Source organism: Roseovarius sp. EC-HK134 (genome assembly GCF_902498815.1).
In the GTDB taxonomy this organism is placed as follows: domain Bacteria; phylum Pseudomonadota; class Alphaproteobacteria; order Rhodobacterales; family Rhodobacteraceae; genus Roseovarius; species Roseovarius mucosus_A.
In genome coordinates this window covers 3,616,888-3,637,305 of record NZ_LR701544.1, presented here as the reverse complement: position 1 = coordinate 3,637,305, position 20,418 = coordinate 3,616,888, and the positions used below count along the sequence as shown (strand labels likewise).

23 protein-coding genes and 1 pseudogene are annotated in these 20,418 nt (G+C 60.9%); 19 read left to right on the top strand and 5 right to left on the bottom strand.

Translation table 11 applies throughout. From position 1 onward, the window contains the following. Positions 1–62 precede the first annotated feature (62 nt). Positions 63–1,451, bottom strand: a complete 1,389-nt coding sequence (locus GC127_RS21440; RefSeq protein WP_151979536.1) for a site-specific integrase — start codon at positions 1,449–1,451, stop codon at positions 63–65. Between the two features lie 258 nt (positions 1,452–1,709). Further along, complete coding sequence (locus GC127_RS21435; protein WP_151979535.1) at positions 1,710–2,162, bottom strand: hypothetical protein; 453 nt, start codon at positions 2,160–2,162, stop codon at positions 1,710–1,712. Positions 2,163–2,190: 28 nt separating this feature from the next. On the opposite strand from GC127_RS21435, the gene GC127_RS22935 reads away from it, so the two are divergent. The 3 genes from GC127_RS22935 to istB all read left to right on the top strand — a co-directional run bounded on the left by GC127_RS22935 (position 2,191) and on the right by istB (position 4,073). After that, on the top strand, positions 2,191–2,601 hold the full coding sequence (locus tag GC127_RS22935; protein ID WP_199861302.1) for a DDE-type integrase/transposase/recombinase: 411 nt from the start codon (positions 2,191–2,193) through the stop codon (positions 2,599–2,601). Between the two features lie 9 nt (positions 2,602–2,610). Next, positions 2,611–3,234 carry a transposase gene (locus tag GC127_RS21430; protein ID WP_199861301.1) on the top strand — a complete coding sequence of 208 codons (624 nt, stop codon included), beginning with the start codon at positions 2,611–2,613 and terminating at the stop codon, positions 3,232–3,234. Positions 3,235–3,335: 101 nt separating this feature from the next. After that, complete coding sequence (gene istB / locus GC127_RS21425) at positions 3,336–4,073, top strand: IS21-like element helper ATPase IstB (protein WP_368074238.1); 738 nt, start codon at positions 3,336–3,338, stop codon at positions 4,071–4,073. 173 nt (positions 4,074–4,246) lie between these two features. On the opposite strand, the gene GC127_RS21420 is transcribed toward istB, so the two are convergent. Further along, positions 4,247–4,998, bottom strand: a protein-coding gene (locus GC127_RS21420; protein WP_199861300.1) for an IS5 family transposase whose coding sequence is annotated in 2 segments (ribosomal slippage) — positions 4,247–4,668 and positions 4,668–4,998 — 753 coding nt in all. Because the reading frame shifts where the segments join, the coding sequence is not laid out codon by codon here. Positions 4,999–5,083: 85 nt separating this feature from the next. Between GC127_RS21420 and GC127_RS23375 the strand changes: the two genes are divergently transcribed. Both GC127_RS23375 and GC127_RS21410 read left to right on the top strand, forming a co-directional pair. Further along, on the top strand, positions 5,084–5,284 hold the full coding sequence (locus tag GC127_RS23375; protein ID WP_151979534.1) for a transposase: 201 nt from the start codon (positions 5,084–5,086) through the stop codon (positions 5,282–5,284). A gap of 11 nt (positions 5,285–5,295) precedes the next feature. Next, positions 5,296–5,469 (top strand): annotated as a pseudogene (locus tag GC127_RS21410) (transposase); the annotation flags it as partial. A gap of 1 nt (position 5,470) precedes the next feature. Here the strand turns inward: GC127_RS21410 and crtD are convergent. Further along, positions 5,471–6,897: 1-hydroxycarotenoid 3,4-desaturase CrtD (gene crtD, locus GC127_RS23370; protein WP_151992582.1), on the bottom strand; the 1,427-nt coding region annotated here is incomplete at its 3' end. 93 nt (positions 6,898–6,990) lie between these two features. Here crtD and GC127_RS21400 point away from each other — a divergent pair. The 14 genes from GC127_RS21400 to dxs all read left to right on the top strand — a co-directional run bounded on the left by GC127_RS21400 (position 6,991) and on the right by dxs (position 19,969). Then, the gene (locus GC127_RS21400; RefSeq protein WP_081506585.1) at positions 6,991–7,860 is read left to right on the top strand and encodes a polyprenyl synthetase family protein; all 870 of its coding nucleotides are present in this window, start codon (positions 6,991–6,993) and stop codon (positions 7,858–7,860) included. A gap of 1 nt (position 7,861) precedes the next feature. Then, positions 7,862–8,995 carry a methyltransferase gene (locus tag GC127_RS21395; protein WP_151979533.1) on the top strand — a complete coding sequence of 378 codons (1,134 nt, stop codon included), beginning with the start codon at positions 7,862–7,864 and terminating at the stop codon, positions 8,993–8,995. Between the two features lie 114 nt (positions 8,996–9,109). After that, complete coding sequence (bchC, locus tag GC127_RS21390; protein ID WP_037297512.1) at positions 9,110–10,051, top strand: chlorophyll synthesis pathway protein BchC; 942 nt, start codon at positions 9,110–9,112, stop codon at positions 10,049–10,051. Next, complete coding sequence (locus tag GC127_RS21385) at positions 10,048–11,052, top strand: chlorophyllide a reductase iron protein subunit X (RefSeq protein WP_008280392.1); 1,005 nt, start codon at positions 10,048–10,050, stop codon at positions 11,050–11,052. Before bchC ends, GC127_RS21385 begins: the two co-directional genes overlap by 4 nt. Beyond that, the gene (locus GC127_RS22930) at positions 11,039–11,203 is read left to right on the top strand and encodes a hypothetical protein (protein WP_157132400.1); all 165 of its coding nucleotides are present in this window, start codon (positions 11,039–11,041) and stop codon (positions 11,201–11,203) included. The genes GC127_RS21385 and GC127_RS22930 overlap by 14 nt, the downstream gene beginning before the upstream one ends. After that, complete coding sequence (gene bchY / locus GC127_RS21380; RefSeq protein ID WP_151979532.1) at positions 11,200–12,750, top strand: chlorophyllide a reductase subunit Y; 1,551 nt, start codon at positions 11,200–11,202, stop codon at positions 12,748–12,750. Before GC127_RS22930 ends, bchY begins: the two co-directional genes overlap by 4 nt. After that, positions 12,750–14,225 carry a chlorophyllide a reductase subunit Z gene (gene bchZ, locus GC127_RS21375; protein WP_151979531.1) on the top strand — a complete coding sequence of 492 codons (1,476 nt, stop codon included), beginning with the start codon at positions 12,750–12,752 and terminating at the stop codon, positions 14,223–14,225. The genes bchY and bchZ overlap by 1 nt, the downstream gene beginning before the upstream one ends. Before the next feature lie 4 nt (positions 14,226–14,229). Continuing rightward, the gene (gene pufQ / locus GC127_RS21370) at positions 14,230–14,457 is read left to right on the top strand and encodes a cytochrome PufQ (RefSeq protein WP_008280387.1); all 228 of its coding nucleotides are present in this window, start codon (positions 14,230–14,232) and stop codon (positions 14,455–14,457) included. A 124-nt stretch (positions 14,458–14,581) separates the two neighbouring features. Next, entirely contained in the window at positions 14,582–14,731 is a 150-nt protein-coding gene (gene pufB / locus GC127_RS21365) for a light-harvesting antenna LH1, beta subunit (protein ID WP_008280386.1), read from the top strand. 15 nt (positions 14,732–14,746) lie between these two features. Beyond that, the gene (gene pufA, locus GC127_RS21360; protein ID WP_008280385.1) at positions 14,747–14,908 is read left to right on the top strand and encodes a light-harvesting antenna LH1, alpha subunit; all 162 of its coding nucleotides are present in this window, start codon (positions 14,747–14,749) and stop codon (positions 14,906–14,908) included. Between the two features lie 113 nt (positions 14,909–15,021). Then, complete coding sequence (pufL, locus tag GC127_RS21355; RefSeq protein WP_008280384.1) at positions 15,022–15,861, top strand: photosynthetic reaction center subunit L; 840 nt, start codon at positions 15,022–15,024, stop codon at positions 15,859–15,861. A gap of 3 nt (positions 15,862–15,864) precedes the next feature. Beyond that, positions 15,865–16,854 (top strand): photosynthetic reaction center subunit M, encoded by a 990-nt coding sequence (gene pufM, locus GC127_RS21350; protein ID WP_008280383.1) that lies wholly within the window; start codon positions 15,865–15,867, stop codon positions 16,852–16,854. Positions 16,855–16,857: 3 nt separating this feature from the next. Then, positions 16,858–17,952 (top strand): photosynthetic reaction center cytochrome PufC, encoded by a 1,095-nt coding sequence (gene pufC / locus GC127_RS21345; RefSeq protein WP_008280382.1) that lies wholly within the window; start codon positions 16,858–16,860, stop codon positions 17,950–17,952. An 88-nt stretch (positions 17,953–18,040) separates the two neighbouring features. Then, complete coding sequence (gene dxs / locus GC127_RS21340) at positions 18,041–19,969, top strand: 1-deoxy-D-xylulose-5-phosphate synthase (protein ID WP_151979530.1); 1,929 nt, start codon at positions 18,041–18,043, stop codon at positions 19,967–19,969. Positions 19,970–19,971: 2 nt separating this feature from the next. Here the strand turns inward: dxs and GC127_RS21335 are convergent, their stop codons facing one another. After that, positions 19,972–20,418: a cytochrome c family protein gene (locus GC127_RS21335; RefSeq protein ID WP_008280380.1), complete on the bottom strand. Its 447-nt coding sequence runs from the start codon at positions 20,416–20,418 to the stop codon at positions 19,972–19,974.

The window sequence follows — 20,418 nt, the reverse complement described above, 5'->3', positions numbered from 1 at the left end:
GGCGGATCAATTTCTCCGTTGAACTTGCGCGATGACACCAGGTCTGAAGTCCCCCATTCGCCTTATGCCGGGCGCAGCCTTTCAGGCGCGCCCGGATGACCGTGTTCTGGTCTGCGCACCGGATTGAATGCTGACACCTGCACGATTTGCACTGCCCGGCTGCCCGCGAGACCGCGAGACGTGTTCACATTGCCGTAGTTGGATTGCGTACGCGTGCTTTGATGGCCGAGGGCGATCGCTATTTCCTCTTTGCTCCACCCAGCTCCCCCAGATCGCAGATCAGAAGAAAGCGCATGTCGAAATACGTAGGGCGATAATCGGTGTTGCAGTCGCGGAAACGCTACGCGGCCAAGCCTCTCCATCAGCTTCCCAAGCCTGTTCGTCACGCGACGCTGCCGCTCAGTCGGCATAAGCGCAATGCCCATCTGGCTGCGAACCGGCGCAGCCAAACTTATCAGCATTTGACCATCGCAGTGATGTGAGACATGCGCAAAGAGCCAGTGGGCTTCCGGGGTTTGACAGCAAACTTCGATCCTGCGCAGACCTTGCCCTTTTCCATGTCCCCCGGCATCCGCCTCGCCGAGTTTCGCGCCGGAAATCTCAAACCCAAGGTGGTCCAGACCCTCGCGCTCAAACGCCCGGATAACAACGCCCAGGTCATCGGCAAGCTCGGACGGGCGGCATCCCGTCAGCATAAGCACTGCAATGGCAGCACGTGCGTTATCATCTATATATCGGTCTGGCAGTACCGCCCTCGCCCACAGGTGACTGCGCCAGTCGTACCCCGGGCTCTCCTTGGCGCGGCGTCGTTGATGTTGATTGAGCGAGTAAAGCGTTTTTTTCTTTGAGTTTTCTGCTCGAGACGAATTAATTCGCGGGTTGGCAGAAACGTGTCGGACTGCTTTATGCTCAGGATCTGGCGGCACTTGAATCAAGAACTCGACAGCGCGCTCGAACGTCTTAAGCTCAGTAAACGAAAATAACTGAGTGGCGGAATTGATCTGAGACCACGTTTCTTCATCAAGATGACGAACAAGCTCCCCGTGAGCCTCAGTGTAGGTGGTCTTCGCGAGTATGTGCCACCAATACACTGGGGCCAGTTCGAGAACTCTTTGGGCGGCTAACCGCACGAGTGCTGAGCGATAACTTTGACGACTGTTTGCGCCGACCCAGCCGCCATGCTCGGTCCAAGATAGATACGCCCGAAAAGGATCTCGCGAGGGATGCTTGCGCGCTAAAGCTGCCGCCCGCTGCTCATATTTTTGCCAGCTGCCTGACCGATAAAGATCTGCAATTGAATACTTTATGCTAGAATGCAGGGCCAACTGATAGGCCGCGATACTCTTATTAAAGAAATCGTTTTCAAGCCATTTGTTATCAGATGCCGCTTGCAAGTCTGTGAATGGGTCGTCCTTCTTTGGTTTGAAAACATTGGCTTCAAAATATGTCATTTTAGAAATCTCCTTCTTTTTAAAAATTTGTATTCAGATACCGTTTGCGCCCAGCGGGTTCGAAATTGAACATCCCATAGGCCTCCGTAGTGTTCCCCCACTCCGTCGCGGGGAGGATGGTTAAGCCAAGCCTTTGAGCAGTCTTGAATTTGACCTGTCATGCGACCGCCAAAGATGGCGGCGCAGTAATGAAAGCCCAGAACCCAGTCGCAAAAATGTAAAAAGCAGTAACAGATTTGTTGAACCATCCTTGCACCTTTAACCAACAATTGAACCGTCACTTCGGACCAATTCGAGGTGACAGAAATAAATCTTACGCTCCCCAGTTGCGGTTGCCGGAAACACATTGATAACCAAGCGGTCGGATTGCAGCTCGACGATCCCTTGGAACCTGTCGCGAGTTTCGGGGATAGTGATCAAATCAAACGTCCGCTTCTCGAGCTTCAACGACAGACCCTGCAGCAGTCCAACGCGGCGGATATTGCCAGCCCTGTCGCGGGAACTCCATAACTTGACAAAAAGACTCCGCTGAAAGCCGTCCAACTTTAACTCTGCAAGCCAGGCAGGTCTGTCGCGGTCCTTGATTCTCTCAAACACGCCCGCGTAATGAGATTTTCGAAGTCCCGCGAGGGCGTAGTCCGTGAACTGCGTTTCAACCCTAGAGCGGTATACTTGTCGTTGCCTAAGTGCAAAATTCCTATGTTCGTTCATAATGCTCGCCTTTTAATAAAAGTTATTTATGGCTGGAGCCTTATGGAAAAATAAAAATTCGCGTAATTTTGCGTTTCAGCGCTTCTTTCCCGATCTCAGCGGGGCGCGCCTGCTGCGCGAGGTGCGCCCGCCCAGGCAGGTGCAGTTCGAGCGCCAGTTCGAAACCCCGCCGGGCCAGCAGGCCCAGGTCGATTTTGCCGAGTTCACAGTTGAGTTCACCGATAAGCCCGGGATCGTCCGCAAGGTCTGGCTGTTCTCGACGGTACTCGGGCAAAGCCGCTGGCTCTGGGGGCAGTTTTGCCCGAACCAGACGCTGGAAACAGTAATGCGCAGCCACATCGCCGCGTTCGATGTGATGGGCGGGGCCTGCACCGAGATCCTGTATGACCGCATGAAGACGGCGGTCATCGGCGAAGATGCGGCGTGTGTCGTGACCTAAAATGAATCGTTGGTCGCGCTACTGGCCCACTACGGGTCTGCTCCACGGGCATGCCAGCGGTATCGGGCTAAAATAAAAGGCAAAGTCGAGCGTCCGTTCCGCTACGTGCGGCAGGACTTCTTTCTTGGACATAGCTTCCACGATCTCGATGATCTGAATGCCCAGTTCGAAGAGTGGCGCACGACCATTGCCAACCCGCGTGTCCATGCCACGACGCAGCGGATCGTGGATGCACACTTTGCCGAGGAAAGGCCGCACCTTTTGACCCTACCAGCGCGGCCATATGAGGCCGTTCTGACCGTGGACCTGCGCATCAGTAAAGATTGGATGGTCGCCGTCAGCGGCAACCACTACAGTGTGCCCGACACAACACGACGGCGTATCGTCGAGGTGCAGAACCATCCGGCTGAGGTTCGGATCTTCGAGGATGGCAATCTGATTGCCATCCATCCGGTGCTTGAGGGCAAAAACCAGCGTCGGGTTAATCCCAGCCATCGCAAGCCCACCCCGTCCGCACGCAGGGCTGTCCAGCTTCCGTCATCGCCAGCCGATGCGCTGGTGGCCCGGCGCCCGATGGCATTCTATGACGCTGTCGGACGCCGCCTGGCCAGTGCTTCGGAGGCGCGCTCATGATCTCGGTCACAGAACGGATCCGCCAGAGCTTTGTCAGGCTGCACATGGCCCGGGCCATGGAAACACTCGATCAGACCCTCAGCCGCTTGGAGAAGGGCTAGATCAGTGCGATCGAAGCAATCGACGAGCTGCTGGCCGAGGAACTCAGCCTCCGAGAGGGGCGCAGGATCGGTGTCGCGCTACGCACTGCACGCCTGATGCCGATAAAGACCCTCGAAAGCTTCGACTTCTCCTTCCAGCCCTCGCTGGATCGCCACCGCATCATGGCGCTGGCGCAGCTTGAGTTCATCAGGCGCGCCGAAGTGCTGCACTTCCTCGGCCCGCCCGGGACCGGGAAAAGTCATCTGGCCACGGCCATTGGGGTTGCGGCGGTGAAAGCCGGCCGGAGCGTCTACCGCTGCACTTTGGCCGACATGATCGAGGCCCTGACCAAGGCTGAACGCGTGGGACGTCTTGCCGAGAAGATCCGGTTCTACGCCCGCGAATCGCTGCTCATCGTCGATGAAATCGGCTATCTGCCCATCACGCCTGGCGGAGCCAACCTGTTCTTCCAACTCGTCAACGCCCGTTATGAAAATGGCGCAATGATCCTCACCTCAAACCGCGGCTTTGCAGAATGGGGTGAGATCTTCGGCGATCCGGTCGTCGCCACCGCACTGCTCGACCGGCTCCTGCACCACACCGTGATCATCCAAATCGAGGGCGCCAGCTACTGGCTACGCAGCCATGCTGACCTCATCCCCGAGCATGTCCGCACTAACGCACCCATCACCCCGCCACCGCTGCCAAAGCGGCACGGGCGACCGCCCAAAACCAAAAACGGAGTCGCAGATCACTGAAACCGGGTGATCACCGGACCCGTGAAAGTGGGGAATTTCACTTCGGCACTTCTGGGGATTTTTGTAAGCGGCAAGGCGACCCCGTGGGTTAATGGCCGTTCCGTTTTGGGGTAAGCGTTTGGCGATGGTCTGATCGCCGAGGTTTCATGTCTACGACTAGGGGCTGTTGACGTTCATCTGAGTTGAATGATTGATGCGGCTAGTGCAATGAACGCCTTGAAGCTCTGGTCGGTCTTGCATGAGCGCATGGCGATGCCTCTGTTTTCCTTGAGGTTTCCGAAATGGTTTTCGATCAGATGCCGCCATTTGTAGGTTTCCTTGTCGAACTCGGCAGGAAAGCGGCGGTTGGATTTCGGCGGGATGACTGGTGTAATACTCTGTTCGGACAGCGCGGTTCGGAGCCAATCGGCATCGAAGGCGCGATCTGCTAGCAGGTGATCTGCGGCGAGCGTGTCGATCAGCTCCGGCACGCCGCGCAGGTCATGCGCTTGACCCGGCAACAGGCGGAAGTCGACAAGGTTGCCAAGCGCGTCGGTCAGGGCAACGATCTTCGTCGTCATGCCACCGCGCGAGGGTCCTATGGCCTGGCTCTGAGTCCCCCTTTTGCGCCCTGGCCGGAGCGGTGGACCTTGACGATGGAACCGTCGATCATCGCGTATTCGAAGTCGGCGTCCGCAGCCAATGTTCTGAACATGTTGTAGAAAGCATCAGCTTTCACCCACCGCCGGAAACGCTTGAAGACCGAATTCCACTTCCCGAACTCGACGGGCAGTTCCCGCCATTGCGCGCCGGTTCGCACAATCCACAACACAGCCTCCATGAACAGATGTGGATCGCGTCCGGTTTGGCCGGGATCTGTGGCCTTGCCAAGGCAGAAAGGTTCGATGATCGCCCATTGGGCGTCGGTCAAAACATGACGGGTCAAGGCTGCTCTCCTCTGTTTGCAACCTTGAATCAGAACTCAAAACAAATAGGAATCCTGAACGTCAACAGCCCCTAGTTCTACGCCTATGCCTGCGACTGGTAGCTTACAGTTGATTGAAGCAGTTGCAGAGCATTTCGACGGTGCGCCGATTGGTAAGCGACGGCGGTGGTCTGACGCGTTCAAGGAGAGAGTCGTCGCCGCGGCGCTGGAGCCCGGGGTGAATGTGTCACCTCTTGCCCGCAGTCTGAATCGCCCCGAGTTTGTCGGAGACCGTCAACTTAAGTAAGGATGATGGTTATGACAAAAAGCAAAATGGCAAATCGCTACTCGCCAGAGGTCCGCGCACGTGCGGTCCGGATGGTTTTTGAGCATCAAGGCTCTTATGAAACGCAGGCGGGCGCGATTGCGGCCATTGCACCCAAGATTGGCTGTATTCCTCAAACCTTGCGCGAATGGGTCAAGCAGTCCGAGNGGATGGGCCCCGCCCCCCGCGAGGTAGAGCCCCCGGATCGGCGTGCGCGCCGTGGGCCGTTTCAGGCCCGCCGTCATGCCGTGCGGGCTCTGCCCGTAGAGCGATCCGAGAGAGGCGGGAAACATCCGGTCGAAGCGCGCCGGTGTCGTCAGCGCTCCCTCGCCCGGCAAGGGACTGAAGCGCAGGCCAAAACCCGCGAGGGTCTGAAAGGTCCGGGTGTGACATGAGGCGAAATCCTCGGCTGTTTGGGTGAGGCCATCGAGTGGTGGCGCGTTGAGAATGATCTCGAACCGCTCGCGGTGGGGCGGGTGTTCCGAGAGGCCACGATCCTGTGCGCAGATATAGATCGTAGGGTCGCGCGGGCAGCGCCCGGCGTTCAAATCATCGAATTCGCTGCGGGCATCCGTGGCGAAGAACACGTTGTGATGTGCCAGATCAAGGCCCGAGGGCGTGGCGGCAAAGGCCCAGACCTGCGCCGACAGGCTGCGCGGCAGTTTCAGCGTTTGGGACGCAACCGAGGTTGTGGCGGGCCCAAGAGCACCAAGGGCAAGGGCGCGCGGATCGCCGTTGAACACGATGTAATCCGCCGCAAGTCGCGTGCCATCGCCAAGGGTAACACCGCGGACCTGTGCGCCCTCGGTCTCGATCCGCGCGACATGAGCGCCGTAGTGAAAATCTGCGCCATGGGCGCGGGCCAGCGCCTCGAGGCTTTGCGCAAGGCGGTGCATGCCGCCCCGCACCACCCAAACGCCAGCGGCCTCGGCCTGCCAGATGAGCGACAGCAGGGCGGGGGATTGGTAGGGCGAGCCGCCGACATAGGTGGCATAGCGGCCAAAGAGCTGTCTCAGGCGGGGATCATCGAACTGGCGCGCAAGGCTTTGTGCCAGGGTTGAGAGCGGGGACATGGCGTGAAGCAGGGCCGGTTGTCGGGCGACAGTTGCCGCGAGGGCCAGTGCAGAGGGTGCTGCCGCCTGCATCATCGGTGCGTCGAAGGCGGAAAAGAGGCGACGGGCACGGGCGCAAAACTGTGTGAACTGCCGGGCGGCTTTGTTGCCCGCGAAATCATGGATCGCGGCGCGGCTGCGGGTTTCGTCGGCGAAAAGGTCTAGGCGGCTGCCATCAGGCCAGAAATGCCGGGCGAGGACGTCTTGGCGTACGAGGTCAATGTGATCCTCAAGACGCGCGCCGACACTTGCAAAGAGCGCGTCGAACACCGCCCGCATCGTCAGAACGGTGGGTCCGGCATCGACGGGCCCCGCATCCGAGGGTAGGGCACGCATTTTGCCGCCGGGGCCTGCGTGGCGTTCCAGCACGGTGACGGCAAGCCCCGCATGCGCAAGGCGCAGCGCCGCAGCCAGCCCCGCGATCCCGGCGCCGACAATCACAACCCTGTCGCGCGTTTTCAGAGGGGGCGTGTCTGATTTCATAACGCGATTGTTGACTCGCGCGAGCAATGTGTCCAGTATGATTTACACATGGTGTGTCAGAATAATGATACATCCCTCGAAAAAGGAGCGGCCATGCCCATTGAGACCCGCATTGAAGCGGCCATAGCGCAGGCGATTGCGCGGGGGCAGGCGGGGCAGACCCCGGCCCGATTGGCGGATGCCCTCGATTATTCCACCAGCCCCGGCGGCGCGCGCATACGTCCGACGATTCTCATGTCTGTGGCGCTGGCCTGCGGCGATGATCGTCCCGAATTGAGCGATGCCGCCGCTGCCGCGCTGGAAATCATGCATTGTGCAAGCCTTGTGCATGACGATTTGCCCTGTTTCGATGATGCCGATTTGCGGCGCGGCAAGCCTTCGGTGCATCGCGCCTATTCCGAACCGCTGGCGGTGCTGGCGGGTGATGCGCTTATCATCATGTCGTTTGAAATTCTTGCCCGAGTGGCAGAGTGCGATGCGGCACGTGCCAATGCGCTGATTCTGGCGCTGGCGCGGCGCAGTGGCATGCCAAACGGCATTTGTGCCGGGCAGGGCTGGGAGAGTGAGCCGACCGTTGATCTGGAGGCCTATCACCGTTCCAAGACAGGCGCGCTCTTTATTGCCGCCACGCAGATGGGGGCCATCGCGGCGGGGCACGAGCCAGAGCCGTGGTATGAGCTGGGCGCGCGCATTGGCGCCGCGTTTCAGGTGGCGGATGATCTGCGTGACGCGCTTTTGGATGCCGAAACCTTGGGCAAGCCGGTGGGGCAGGATGATCTGCACGGGCGGCCCAATGCCGTATCGGAATTGGGTGTGGCCGGGGCTGTGACGCGGCTAAAGGATATTCTGGCAGGGGCGATTTCGTCGATTCCGTCCTGTCCCGGCGAGGCGCGGCTGGCCAAGATGGTGCAGATGCAGGCCGAGCGCATTATCTCGGTGCTGCCTGCGCGCATGCGGGCCTGACATGACCGTGGCGGGCGATTTGCCCGAGCGCCGAGAGCGGCGGCGCGGTGGTTGGGTGACACGGCTGATCGCCAATCCGCGCTTTCAGCAGTGGGCCAGCGGCTTTCCCCTGACGCGCGGCATTGCGCGGCGCGACGGGGCCGAGATTTTCGATATTGTCCAAGGCTTCGTGCAATCGCAGGTGCTCTCAGCGATCGTTGAGCTGGATCTATTGCATCATCTGGCCGACGGGCCGGAGGCACCAACTGTCCTTGCTCGACGGGCCGGCATGGCCGAAGACCGCATGGCGATTCTGCTTCAGGCGGGTGCTGCCTTGGAGCTTTTCAAGCGGCGGCGCGACGGGCGTTTTGCGCTGGCTCGCAAGGGCGCGGCGATTCTCGGGGTGCCGGGGCTGGAGGCGATGATTCGTCACCACAGCGCCTTTTACGCCGATATGGCCGATCCTGTGGCGCTGTTGCGTGGGCAGGGCGACACGGAATTGGCGCGGTTCTGGCCCTATGTGTTTGGCGCAGCGGCCGAGATGGAGCCAGAGGTCGCGCGGCGCTATTCCGATCTTATGGCGCAGTCTCAGGGGCTTGTGGCGCAGGATGTGCTGCGGATGGTGCCCTTTCGCGAGAGCAGGCATCTGCTGGATATTGGTGGCGGGAGCGGCGCGTTTCTGGCTGCGGTTGCCGCCCGCTATCCCGATCTGCGGCTCAGTCTTTTTGATCTGCCAGAGGTTATTCCTGCGGCGCAGGGGCGATTGACACAGGCTGGTCTAACTGGGCGGTTGACACTTTTTCCAGGCTCTTTTCGCAGTGATCCGTTGCCTGAGGGTGCTGATACCATCTCGCTCATCCGGGTTCTTTATGACCATGACGACGCCACGGTGACGGCGCTTTTGGCCAAGGTGCATGCTGCCTTGCCCCCCGGTGGGCGGCTGATTGTGGCAGAACCGATGGCCGGTGGTGCCAGCCCCGAGCGGGCGGGCGACGTCTATTTTGCCTTTTATACCATGGCGATGGGCACTGGGCGCGCGCGCTCTGCTGCGCGTATTGCCGAGCTGTGCCGCGCGGCGGGGTTTGCGGACATTCGCATCCCGCGCAGCCCGCGCCCCTTCGTCACCAGTGCTTTGAGCTGTGTAAAGAACGGCTGACGAAAATAATTCTGACAGTGTAAAGAAGAGTTGACACTTTAGCCTGTCCCGTTACACTTACAGGCAAGGGGAATCCAAAATCTGACAGTGTCAGACAACGGACAGGAGGCCACCATCGAAACCCGCGCCGTTCATCTCAGAGGACCAGAAGACCTCTCGGTTGATAGCCTGACGCTCAAAGCGCCGGGGGCCGGAGATCTGGTGGTTGACGTGACCCATTCGGGCATTTCCACCGGCACGGAAAAACTGTTCTGGTCCGGTCAGATGCCGCCGTTTCCCGGTATGGGCTATCCGCTGGTGCCCGGTTACGAGGCCGCCGGTGAGGTGGTCGAGGCCGCACCCGGCACCGGTTATAAGCCCGGCGATCATGTGTTTGTGCCCGGTGCTGATTGCTACGAGGGGGCCTTTGGTCTCTTTGGTGGTGCCTCTGCGCGGCTTGTGACCAAGGCGTCGCGGGTGTGCCGAATCGATGCGGGTTTCGGGGCCGAGGGCGCGCTTTTGGCGCTGGCGGCGACGGCGCGGCATGCGATGGCAGGGCTGGACAAGGCAGTGCCGGACCTCATCGTTGGGCACGGCGTTCTGGGGCGCTTGTTGGCGCGGTTGACCATTGCGGCGGGCGCACCTGCGCCGACCGTCTGGGAAACGCAGGCGGGGCGCAGCACCGGGGCGCAGGGCTATTCGGTGATCCATCCCGATACGGACACGCGCCGCGACTACCGCGCGATTTACGATGCCTCGGGCGATCCCGCGATCCTGAATACGCTGATCGGGCGTCTGGCCAAGGGTGGCGAGGTGGTGCTGGCGGGGTTCTATCCCCAGGCGCTCAGCTTTGCCTTTCCCATGGCGTTCATGAAGGAAGCGCGGCTGCGCGTTGCGGCGGAATGGGTCCATGACGACCTGACCGCGACCCGCGCGCTCGTCGAATCGGGTGTGCTTAGCCTGAGTGGGCTGATCACACATCAGGCATCGGCAAATGCCGCGCCGCAGGCCTATCGGACCGCGTTCAGCGATCCCGATTGCCTGAAAATGATACTCAACTGGAAGGACGCGGCATGAAGGACGAAGTACCGAATCTCAAGGATTTCGACCAGCGGCTGCGCGACGAGGCGCATGAAGAGCCCACCCTCGAAATTCCGCAAGGCGAACCCAAGTCCAAGACGCAGATCATCGCGATTTACGGCAAGGGCGGCATCGGCAAATCCTTTACCCTGGCCAATCTGAGCCACATGATGGCCGAGATGGGCAAGCGCGTGTTGCTGATCGGGTGCGATCCGAAATCCGATACCACCAGCCTGCTTTTTGGCGGCAAAGCTTGCCCCACGATCATCGAGACTTCGACCCGCAAGAATCTGGCGGGCGAGCCGGTCAAGATCGGCGATGTTTGTTTCAAGCGCGGCGGCGTGTTCGCGATGGAATTGGGCGGACCAGAAGTGGGCCGGGGCTGTGGCGGACGCGGGATCATTCACGGGTTTGAGCTTCTCGAAAAGCTCGGATTCCATGACTGGGATTTCGACTATGTCTTGTTGGATTTCCTTGGTGACGTGGTGTGTGGCGGGTTTGGTTTGCCGATTGCGCGGGACATGGCGCAAAAGGTCATTCTGGTGGCGTCAAACGATCTGCAGTCACTTTATGTGGCGAACAATGTCTGCTCGGCGGTGGAATACTTCCGCAAATTGGGCGGCAATGTTGGTGTGGCCGGGCTGGTTATCAACAAGGATGACCACTCTGGCGAGGCACAAGCCTTTGCCAAATCGGTGAATATCCCGGTGCTGGCCGCGATCCCGCAGGATGACGATCTGCGCAAGAAATCCGCGAATTATCAAATCGTTGGCACGGCGGCGAGCCAGTGGGGCGATCTATTTGCCGAGCTGGCCGATGCGGTCTCTGTTGCGCCGCCGGTGCGACCCAATCCGCTGGATCAGGACGGGCTTTTGGCGCTGTTCGACAGCAAGGACACGGGCGGCGACTATGTGCTGGAACCGGCGACAGATGAGGATATGCGCGGCAAATATGCAGCGCCCAAAGCCTCTTTGGAGGTGGTTTATGACGATGCGTGAGGAACCCCGCCGCGAGACATTGGCCGAGGTGCAGCGCCTTTTGGCGCGCGCGCGCCCCGATCAATTGCGCCGCCTCTTGGCCGATATTCAGGCCGTTCAGCAGATGACCAACCGGGATGAGCACGCATCCCCCCAAAGGCGGGTGTCATGAGCGATGAAGTCACATATGACGGGGCCGCAGAGGCCCGCGTGATCACCGGCACCGCCGTTGAGACCGCGCCTGACCTGGCGGGTGGCTGCCATTCCGGGGCAGAGATGGAAAAGGCTGCGCGTCTGGCGGGGCAATCGGATTTGCTGGATCAATACGCCCGCGATTATCCCAAAGGGCCGCATGACCAGCCGCAGAGCATGTGCCCGGCCTTTGGCAGCTTGCGCGTGGGCCTGCGGATGAAGCGGGTGGCGACGGTGCTGTCTGGCTCGGCCTGCTGCGTCTATGGTCTGACTTTCGTGTCGCATTTCTACGGCGCGCGCCGCTCGGTGGGCTATGTACCGTTCAATTCCGAGACACTTGTCACGGGCAAGCTATTCGAAGACATCCGCGAGAGCGTGCATGAAATGGCTGATCCGGAGCGGTTCGATGCCATTGTCGTGACCAACCTCTGTGTGCCGACGGCAAGCGGCGTGCCGCTGCGCCTGTTGCCCAGTGAAATCAACGGTGTGCGGATTGTGGGCATTGATGTGCCCGGGTTCGGTATCCCGACCCATGCCGAGGCCAAGGATGTGTTGGCGGGGGCGATGCTGAATTACGCCCGCAAAGAAGTGATGGCGGGGCCGGTTGCGGCCCCTGCGGGTGGCAAGTCTGACCGCCCGACCGTGACATTGCTGGGCGAGATGTTTCCGGCAGACCCGATGATGATCGGCGCGATGCTGGCGCCCATGGGCCTTGCCGCCGGGCCGGTCGTGCCCTGCCGCGAATGGCGCGAGCTTTATGCCGCGCTGGATTGCGGCGCGGTGGCGGCGATCCATCCGTTCTATACCGCTGCAATCCGCGAATTCGAGGCCGCAGGCCGCCCCATCGTGGGTTCGGCACCGGTGGGCCATGATGGCACCGCCGCATGGTTGGCCGGTATTGGCGATGCCTTTGGTCTCTCGTCAGAGAAGGTTGCGGCGGCGCAGAACGCCTTTTTGCCCGCGATCAAAGGGGCTCTGGCCAATGCGCCGATCAAGGGCACGATCACCCTTTCGGGTTATGAAGGCAGCGAATTGCTGGTGGCGCGGTTGTTGATCGAAAGCGGAGCGCATGTGCCTTATGTCGGCACGGCCTGCCCCAAAACACCGTGGTCGGCGGCGGATGCCGAATGGCTGGTGTCCAAGGGCGTCAAGGTCAAATTCCGCGCCTCGCTGGAAGATGACTGCGCGGCGATGGAAGCGGTTCAGCCTGATTTGGCGATTGGCACAACGCCCGTTGTGCAAAAGGCCAAGGCCAAGGGCATTCCGTCGCTTTATTTCACCAATCTTATCTCGGCGCGGCCCTTGATGGGCCCGGCGGGGGCGGGAAGCCTGGCCGAGGTGGTCAATGCCGCCATGGGCAACAAGGCCCGTATGGACAGCATGCGCGAGTTCTTTGCCGGGGTGGGCGAAGGCGACACCGCCGGTATCTGGGAAGGCAGCCCAAATCTGCGCCCCGATTTCCGCGCGCAGCATCAGAAAAAGCTCGATAAGCAGGCGCGTGCCGCCAAAGCGCAGGAGATGATCTGATGCTTATTCAGGATCATGATCGCGCGGGCGGGTATTGGGGGGCGGTCTATGCCTTCTGCGCCGTCAAGGGATTGCAAGTGGTGATCGACGGCCCCGTGGGCTGCGAGAACCTGCCGGTGACCTCTGTGCTGCATTACACCGACGCGCTGCCGCCGCATGAGTTGCCCATCGTGGTGACGGGCTTGGGCGAAGGCGAGATGGGGTCTGGCACCGAAGAGGCGATGAAGCGCGCCTGGGGCACGCTTGATCCGGCGCTGCCTGCGGTGGTTGTGACCGGCTCGATCGCCGAGATGATCGGCGGCGGTGTGACGCCGCAAGGCACGAATATTCAACGCTTTTTGCCGCGCACCATTGACGAGGATCAATGGCAGTCGGCGGATCGGGCGATGACGTGGATTTTCACCGAATTCGGCATGACCAAGGGGCGGATGCCCCCCGAAAAGCCGCGTGAGGAGGGGGCAGCCCCCCGCGTCAATATCCTTGGGCCGATGTATGGCACGTTCAACATGCCCTCGGACCTGCACGAAATCCGGCGTCTGGTCGAGGGGATCGGGGCCGAGGTGAATATGGTGATGCCCTTGGGCGCGCATCTGGCCGAGATGCGCAATCTGGTCAACGCCGACGTCAATGTCGTTATGTATCGCGAGTTTGGCCGGGGTTTGGCCGAGGTTCTGGGCAAGCCCTATCTGCAAGCGCCCATTGGCGTAGAGAGCACGACGCTGTTCCTGCGCAAGCTGGGCGAGATGCTGGGGCTTGACCCGGAACCATTCATCGAACGTGAGAAACATTCGACGCTAAAGCCGGTCTGGGATCTATGGCGCTCTGTGACGCAGGATTTCTTTGCCACCGCGAATTTCGGGATCGTGGCGAACGAGACCTATGCCCGCGGTATCCGGCTTTATCTTGAGGGCGATCTTGGCCTGCCCTGCGCCTTTGCGGTGGCGCGCTGTGCGGGCAAGAAGACCAACAACGAGGAAGTGCGCAGTCTGGTTCATACCAAGCGGCCGCTTATCCTGATGGGGTCGATCAACGAGAAGATCTATCTGGCCGAGACGCGCGCCGGATTTGGCCCGCAGCCGGTATTCCTGCCCATGAGCTTTCCGGGGGCGGCCATCCGGCGCGCCACAGGAACGCCAGTGATGGGCTATGCCGGGGCAACGTGGCTTTTGCAGGAAGTGTGCAACGGGCTTTTTGATGCGCTCTTTCACATCCTGCCGTTGGCCACCGAAATGGATGCTGTGCAGGCTACGCCCACACCGCTGCGCCGGGATTTCCCATGGGATGCCGATGCCGCCCGCGAGTTGGAGCGGATCGTGGCCGAACATCCGGTACTGACGCGGATTTCCGCAGCCAAGACATTGCGCGATGCCGCCGAGGACGCGGCGTTGCGGCAGGGCGACGAACGGGTCGTGTTGCAAACCGTTCAAGCGATTTCCCCCCGTATGACCGGGGTTCCAGTTCGAGAGGAGGACTGAGACGATGACTGACATGACATCAAACCCGCCCCGAGTGCGCAGCCGTCAGGCGCGCCGCCGTGGTCTGGAGTTTCAGCTCTATTTTGCTCTGATTTTTGCGTTGGCGCTGCCCTTCGCCACTCTGCGCTGGATGCGCGAAGTGGTGCAGTATCGCACGCTTGATCTGCGCGGACCCTTGGCGCGTGCCTGGGCCGAGGCGGATCGCACAACGCCACTGATTTTCTCGGCCTGATAGGCCGAGATCACGAGCTGCCTGCTCCATGATGGGGCGGACAGAACCCTGCGGGGCCATGCAGGCCCCGAAGGACCCGGTCGCGGGGCACGCGACGTCAGCATAACGTTCCGGAGGAAAGTTCATGGCTGATAAATCTGACCTGTCGTTCACAGGTCTCACCGACGAGCAGGCCCAGGAGCTGCATTCTGTGTACATGAGTGGCCTTTGGCTGTTCACGGCACTTGCAGTGGTTGCACACATTGCAACCTTCATCTGGTTCCCGTGGTTTTAAGGATAGGGGATAGACATGGCAAAGTTCTACAAGATCTGGCTCATTTTCGACCCCCGCCGCGTTTTCGTGGCGCAGGGCGCGTTCCTGTTCCTTCTGGCCGCGATGATCCATCTCGTGCTGCTCAGCACCGACGGTTTCAACTGGTTTGAAATCGCCGCTGCCAAGTATGGTCAGTGATTTCACTGTCCCAATGATCGCTGCGGGCGGGGCCAACGCCGCCCGCGGCTACCTAACGAAACGAAACGGCTGAGCGGGCACCCGCGACGGCCGGACAACGCGGGGACCACGAGATGGCTTTGCTCAGTTTTGAAAGAAAGTACCGTGTCCGCGGAGGAACGCTGATTGGCGGCGATCTGTTCGATTTTTGGGTCGGGCCCTTCTATGTCGGCTTCTTCGGGGTCACGACCGCATTTTTCGCAGCCCTTGGCACGATCCTGATTTTCTGGGGAGCGTCGCAACAGGGGACGTTCAACCCATGGCTCATCAACATCGCGCCACCTGACCTGAGCTACGGTCTTGGTCTGGCACCGCTGATGGAGGGAGGGTTGTGGCAAATCATCACCTTCTGCGCCACCGGGGCCTTTATCAGCTGGGCGCTGCGCGAGGTGGAAATCTGTCGCAAACTGGGGATGGGCTATCATGTGCCCTTTGCCTTTAGTTTCGCGATCCTGGCCTATGTGACGCTGGTGATCTTTCGCCCGCTTCTGATGGGGGCCTGGGGGCACGGGTTTCCATATGGGATCTTCAGTCACCTCGATTGGGTCTCGAATACCGGATATGCCTATCTGCACTTCCACTACAATCCGGCGCATATGCTGGCGGTGACGCTGTTCTTTACCACCACCTTTGCTCTGGCGCTGCATGGCGGCCTGATCCTGTCGGCGGCCAACCCCGAGAAGGGCGAAGAGATGAAGACGCCCGATCACGAGGACACCTTCTTTCGCGACTTCATTGGCTATTCTGTCGGCACGCTGGGCATCCACCGCGTTGGCTTTCTTCTGGCGATCAATGCGGTCTTCTTTTCGGCGGTCTGTATCATCATTTCCGGCCCGGTCTGGACCAAAGGCTGGCCCGAGTGGTGGAACTGGTGGCTCGACCTGCCGATCTGGCCCTCTCAGGTAGGGATGTGAACCATGATTGAATATCAGAACATTTTCACCCAAGTTCAGGTGCAGGGCACGCCCGAGATGGGCATGGACGACACCGGCGGGCGGCTGACGGCCGAACGCGCCGGCAAGCCCTTCTTCTCGACCCTCGTCGGTTGGCTTGGCAACGCGCAGATCGGGCCGATCAACCTCGGCATGCTGGGTGTGGTCAGCCTGATCAGCGGCTTCATGTGGTTCTTTATCGTCGGCCTCAATATGCTGGCGCAGGTGGGCTGGTCTTTGCCCGAGTTTCTGCGCCAACTCTTCTGGCTGGCGCTGGAGCCGCCGGGGCCGGAGCATGGGCTGTCGATGCCGCCGCTCAATGATGGCGGTTGGTATATCATCAGCTCGTTCTTTCTGCTGGTGGCGGTCTGTGCCTGGTGGTTGCGCACCTATCAACTGGCCGCAAGCCACAAGATGGGCAAACATGTCGCCTGGGCCTTTGCCTCTGCCATCTGGCTCTTTCTGGTGCTGGGCCTCTTCCGGCCGATCCTGATGGGGTCTTGGTCCGAGGCGGTGCCTTACGGTATCTTCCCGCACCTTGACTGGACCACGGCGTTCTCGATCCGCTACGGCAACCTCTACTACAACCCGTTCCACTGTCTCTCGATCGTGTTCCTCTATGGCTCGGTGCTGCTGTTTGCGATGCACGGGGCGACCATTCTGGCTGTGACCCGCTTTGGTGGCGACCGGGAGTTGGAACAGATCGTTGATCGCGGCACGGCGTCTGAGCGTGCCGCCCTCTTCTGGCGCTGGACCATGGGGTTCAACGCGACGATGGAGGGGATTCACCGCTGGGCCTGGTGGTTTGCGGTTCTCACCCCGATCACGGGTGGTATCGGCATCCTGCTGACCGGCACGGTCGTGGACAACTGGTTCATCTGGGCACAAGAGCACAACTTTGCGCCGATGTACGACGGGTCTTATGGCTACGAGGCTTATGGCTCTTACGAGGCCTTTATCGGAAAAGGAGAGTAAGCCATGTTTCCCAAATGGTTTGACAAATGGAACCGTGACAATCCGACCAATATCTTTGGTCCGGCGGTGGCCATCGGCACAGTGGGCGGCGCGGTCTTTGTGGCAGCTCTCTTGGTGACATGGGGCCAGCCCTATGCCACCGAGAGTATGCAGACCGGCCCACGCGGCACGGGCATGTCGGTGCCCGAGTTCAAGGTGGATCTGGCCAAGCCCGATCCCTCGATCGAGAGCTTCCTTGCCTCAACCTCGGCACCCGTTGTGCCACAAGGGGGCGAGCAGACCGCCGGTGAGGCCCGTGAGAACGTGCCGCCGGGGTTGGAAAACCTCACGGTTGAGAACTATGACCGCTTGCTGACCGCGATGCGTGTCTGGACCGGAATTCCCGATCTTTTCGAGAGCCCGGACAATTACCAGACCTCTGTGGGCCATGTCATGATCGGCATGACCCAGAACCTCAACGAGGAATGGTCCGGTCACGTCAACGCCAACAAGGAGGTGGGTGTGACCTGTTACACCTGTCACCGTGGTCAGCCGGTGCCCTCGGACATCTGGTACAAGATCAGCCCGGTCAATGAGGCCGTCGAGGGTTGGTCGGCCAATCAGAACCGGGTGACCGTGCAGTCGCAATACACCTCGTTGCCCTCGGACGCGCTGGAGAAATACCTGCTCGATGGCGAGAGCATCAAGGTGCATGATCTTGAATCCCGTGTGGCGGGTGTGCCGGGCACGGATGATTATCCGGGTATCCAGCAGGCCGAGCGGACCTATTCGCTGATGAATTATGTCAGCAATTCGCTTGGGGTGAACTGTGTGTTCTGCCACAATTCCCGCGCCTTCTATGACGGGGCGCAGGTCACACCGCAGTGGGGCACGGAAATCCTCGGGATCGAAATGGTGTTGGAGTTGAACAACACCTATCTCGTGCCGCTTGAGGGCCTCTTGCCCGAAAACCGGCTGGGACCTGTCTATGCTGACGCGCCCAAGGCCGCCTGCAAGACCTGTCACAAGGGATACCAGCAGCCTCTGCAAGGCACCAATGTGATCGGCGACTGGCCCGAGCTTGCCACGACAAGCGGCGAGCCGGATTACAGCAACTGACAAAGCACGGGGGCGCTATGATGCGCCCCCGTTGCCCTTTGCCGCCCCTCGCGCGGGTGGCATCAGCGCCACCGGGGAGGAGGCCGCCATGACCCACACCAGACCCAACACACCGCTTCTGGACCGTATCGCCGGGCCATCGGATTTGCGCCAGATGCCGGACCGGCAATTGGCCGCCCTTGCCGATGAATTGCGCGCCGAGGTGATTTCCGCCGTGTCGGAAACCGGCGGGCATCTGGGATCATCCCTGGGCGTGGTCGAATTGACAGTGGCCATTCACGCGGTGTTCAGCACGCCGATGGACAAGCTGATCTGGGACGTGGGCCATCAATGCTATCCCCACAAGATTTTGACCGGCCGCCGCGACCGTATCCGCACGCTGCGGCAAAAGGATGGGCTGTCGGGGTTCACCAAGCGCAGCGAGTCGATCTACGATCCGTTTGGCGCGGCGCATTCCTCGACCTCGATCAGTGCCGCGCTTGGCTTTGCTGTCGGGCGCGACATGGGGCAGGCGACGGGCGATGCGATTGCCGTGATTGGTGACGGATCAATCAGCGCCGGCATGGCCTATGAGGCGCTCAACAACGCTGGGGCCGAGGGCCGGCGGTTGTTTGTCATTCTCAACGACAACGAAATGAGTATCGCGCCGCCGGTTGGGGCGATGTCGTCCTATCTCAGCCGCATGTATGCCAGCGAGCCTCTGGCGCGTATGGCGTCTCTCGCCGAAGGGTTCGAGGCGGCGCTGCCGACGCCGTTGCGGGAAAGCGCCAAGCGCGCGCGGCAATTGGTGACGGGGCTTACGGGCTCTGGCACGCTGTTTGAAGAGCTGGGATTTCAATATGTCGGGCCGATTGATGGCCATGACATGGGGCAGCTTCTCTCGGTGCTGCGCGCTGCGCGCACGCGGGCGACGGGGCCGGTTCTGATCCATGTCTGCACCGTCAAGGGCAAGGGCTATGCCCCGGCTGAGGGGGCGGCGGACAAGGGCCACGGCGTGTCGAAATTTGACCCGGCCACCGGCGCTCAGGCGAAATCGAAACCCGGTGCGCCGTCCTACACGGGTGTATTCGGACAAGCGCTGGTCGATGAAGCGGCGCGCGATGATCGCATCGTTGCCGTGACCGCCGCGATGCCTGATGGCACCGGCCTGACCAAAATGGCCGAGCGGTTTCCGGCGCGGGTGTTCGATGTGGGCATTGCCGAGCAACACGCTGTGACCTTTGCCGCCGGGATGGCAGCAAGCGGATTGAAGCCGTTTTGCACGATCTACTCCACCTTCCTGCAACGCGCCTATGATCAGGTTGTGCATGATGTGGCGCTGCAAGGGCTGCCGGTGCGGTTTGCCATTGACCGCGCGGGGCTGGTGGGGGCCGATGGTGCCACCCATGCGGGCGCGTTCGACATCGGGTATCTGGGCAATCTGCCGGGCATGACCCTGATGGCGGCGGCCGATGAAGCGGAACTGGTCCATATGGTCGCCACTGCTGCCGCGCATGATGCAGGGCCGATTGCCTTTCGCTATCCGCGTGGATCCGGCACGGGCGTTGCGCTGCCAGAACGGGGCAAGCCGCTGGCCATTGGCAAGGGCCGCGTCATCGAGGAGGGCACCGATGTGGCGATCCTCAGCTTTGGCGCGCATCTTTTTGAATGTCAGGTCGCGGCCGATATGGTGGCGGATGACGGGATCACCGTGACCGTGGCCGATGCCCGCTTTGCCAAACCGCTCGACACAGACCTCTTGATGCAGCTTGTCAGTCATCACCGTGCGCTCATCACGGTGGAACAGGGGGCGATGGGGGGCTTTGGCAGCATGGTTCTGCACGAGTTGGCGCGGCGTGGCGCGTTTGACAAGGGGCTGATCCTGCGCACGCTCTGCTTGCCGGATCGGTTCATAGATCAGGCGGACCCTGCGGATATGTATGCCGATGCGGGCCTGTCGGCCACGGATATCGCCCATTCGATCCGGGCCGCTGTGGCAGGGCGGGCCGAAGTGGTGCCATTGCGGCAGGTGCGCTGAATCTACGGCGCAGGCGGGCGCGTGACAGTCTGAAGATAGGCCCAGACATCCTGTGCCATTTGCACATCGCGCAATTGATAGGCCATCTTGCCGCGTGCCTGCGGATCATCAAGGTAGGTGCGCAAAAATGCCGTGGCATCGCGGATGTAGCCCACGAAGCCCTCTTCGTTCCAGCGTAGGCCGGATGTACCCGCCGCCACCATCGAGCGGGAATAGTTGAAGCCCGGCACGCTGCCCGCGTGCCGCCCGATCACGCCATAGAGATTGGGGCCGGTGCGCCCACCGCGCACCACCGGCGTTTCTGTCTCGTCGATGATTGAATGGCAGGCCCGGCAATCCTTGAAAAGCGCCTCGCCCCGCTGTGCATCGGCGGCGAGCGTCGCGGTGCCAAGTCCCGACAGCCCAGGAATCAAAAGCCCAAGAATCAAAATCGCGCAAAGGTTGCGCAT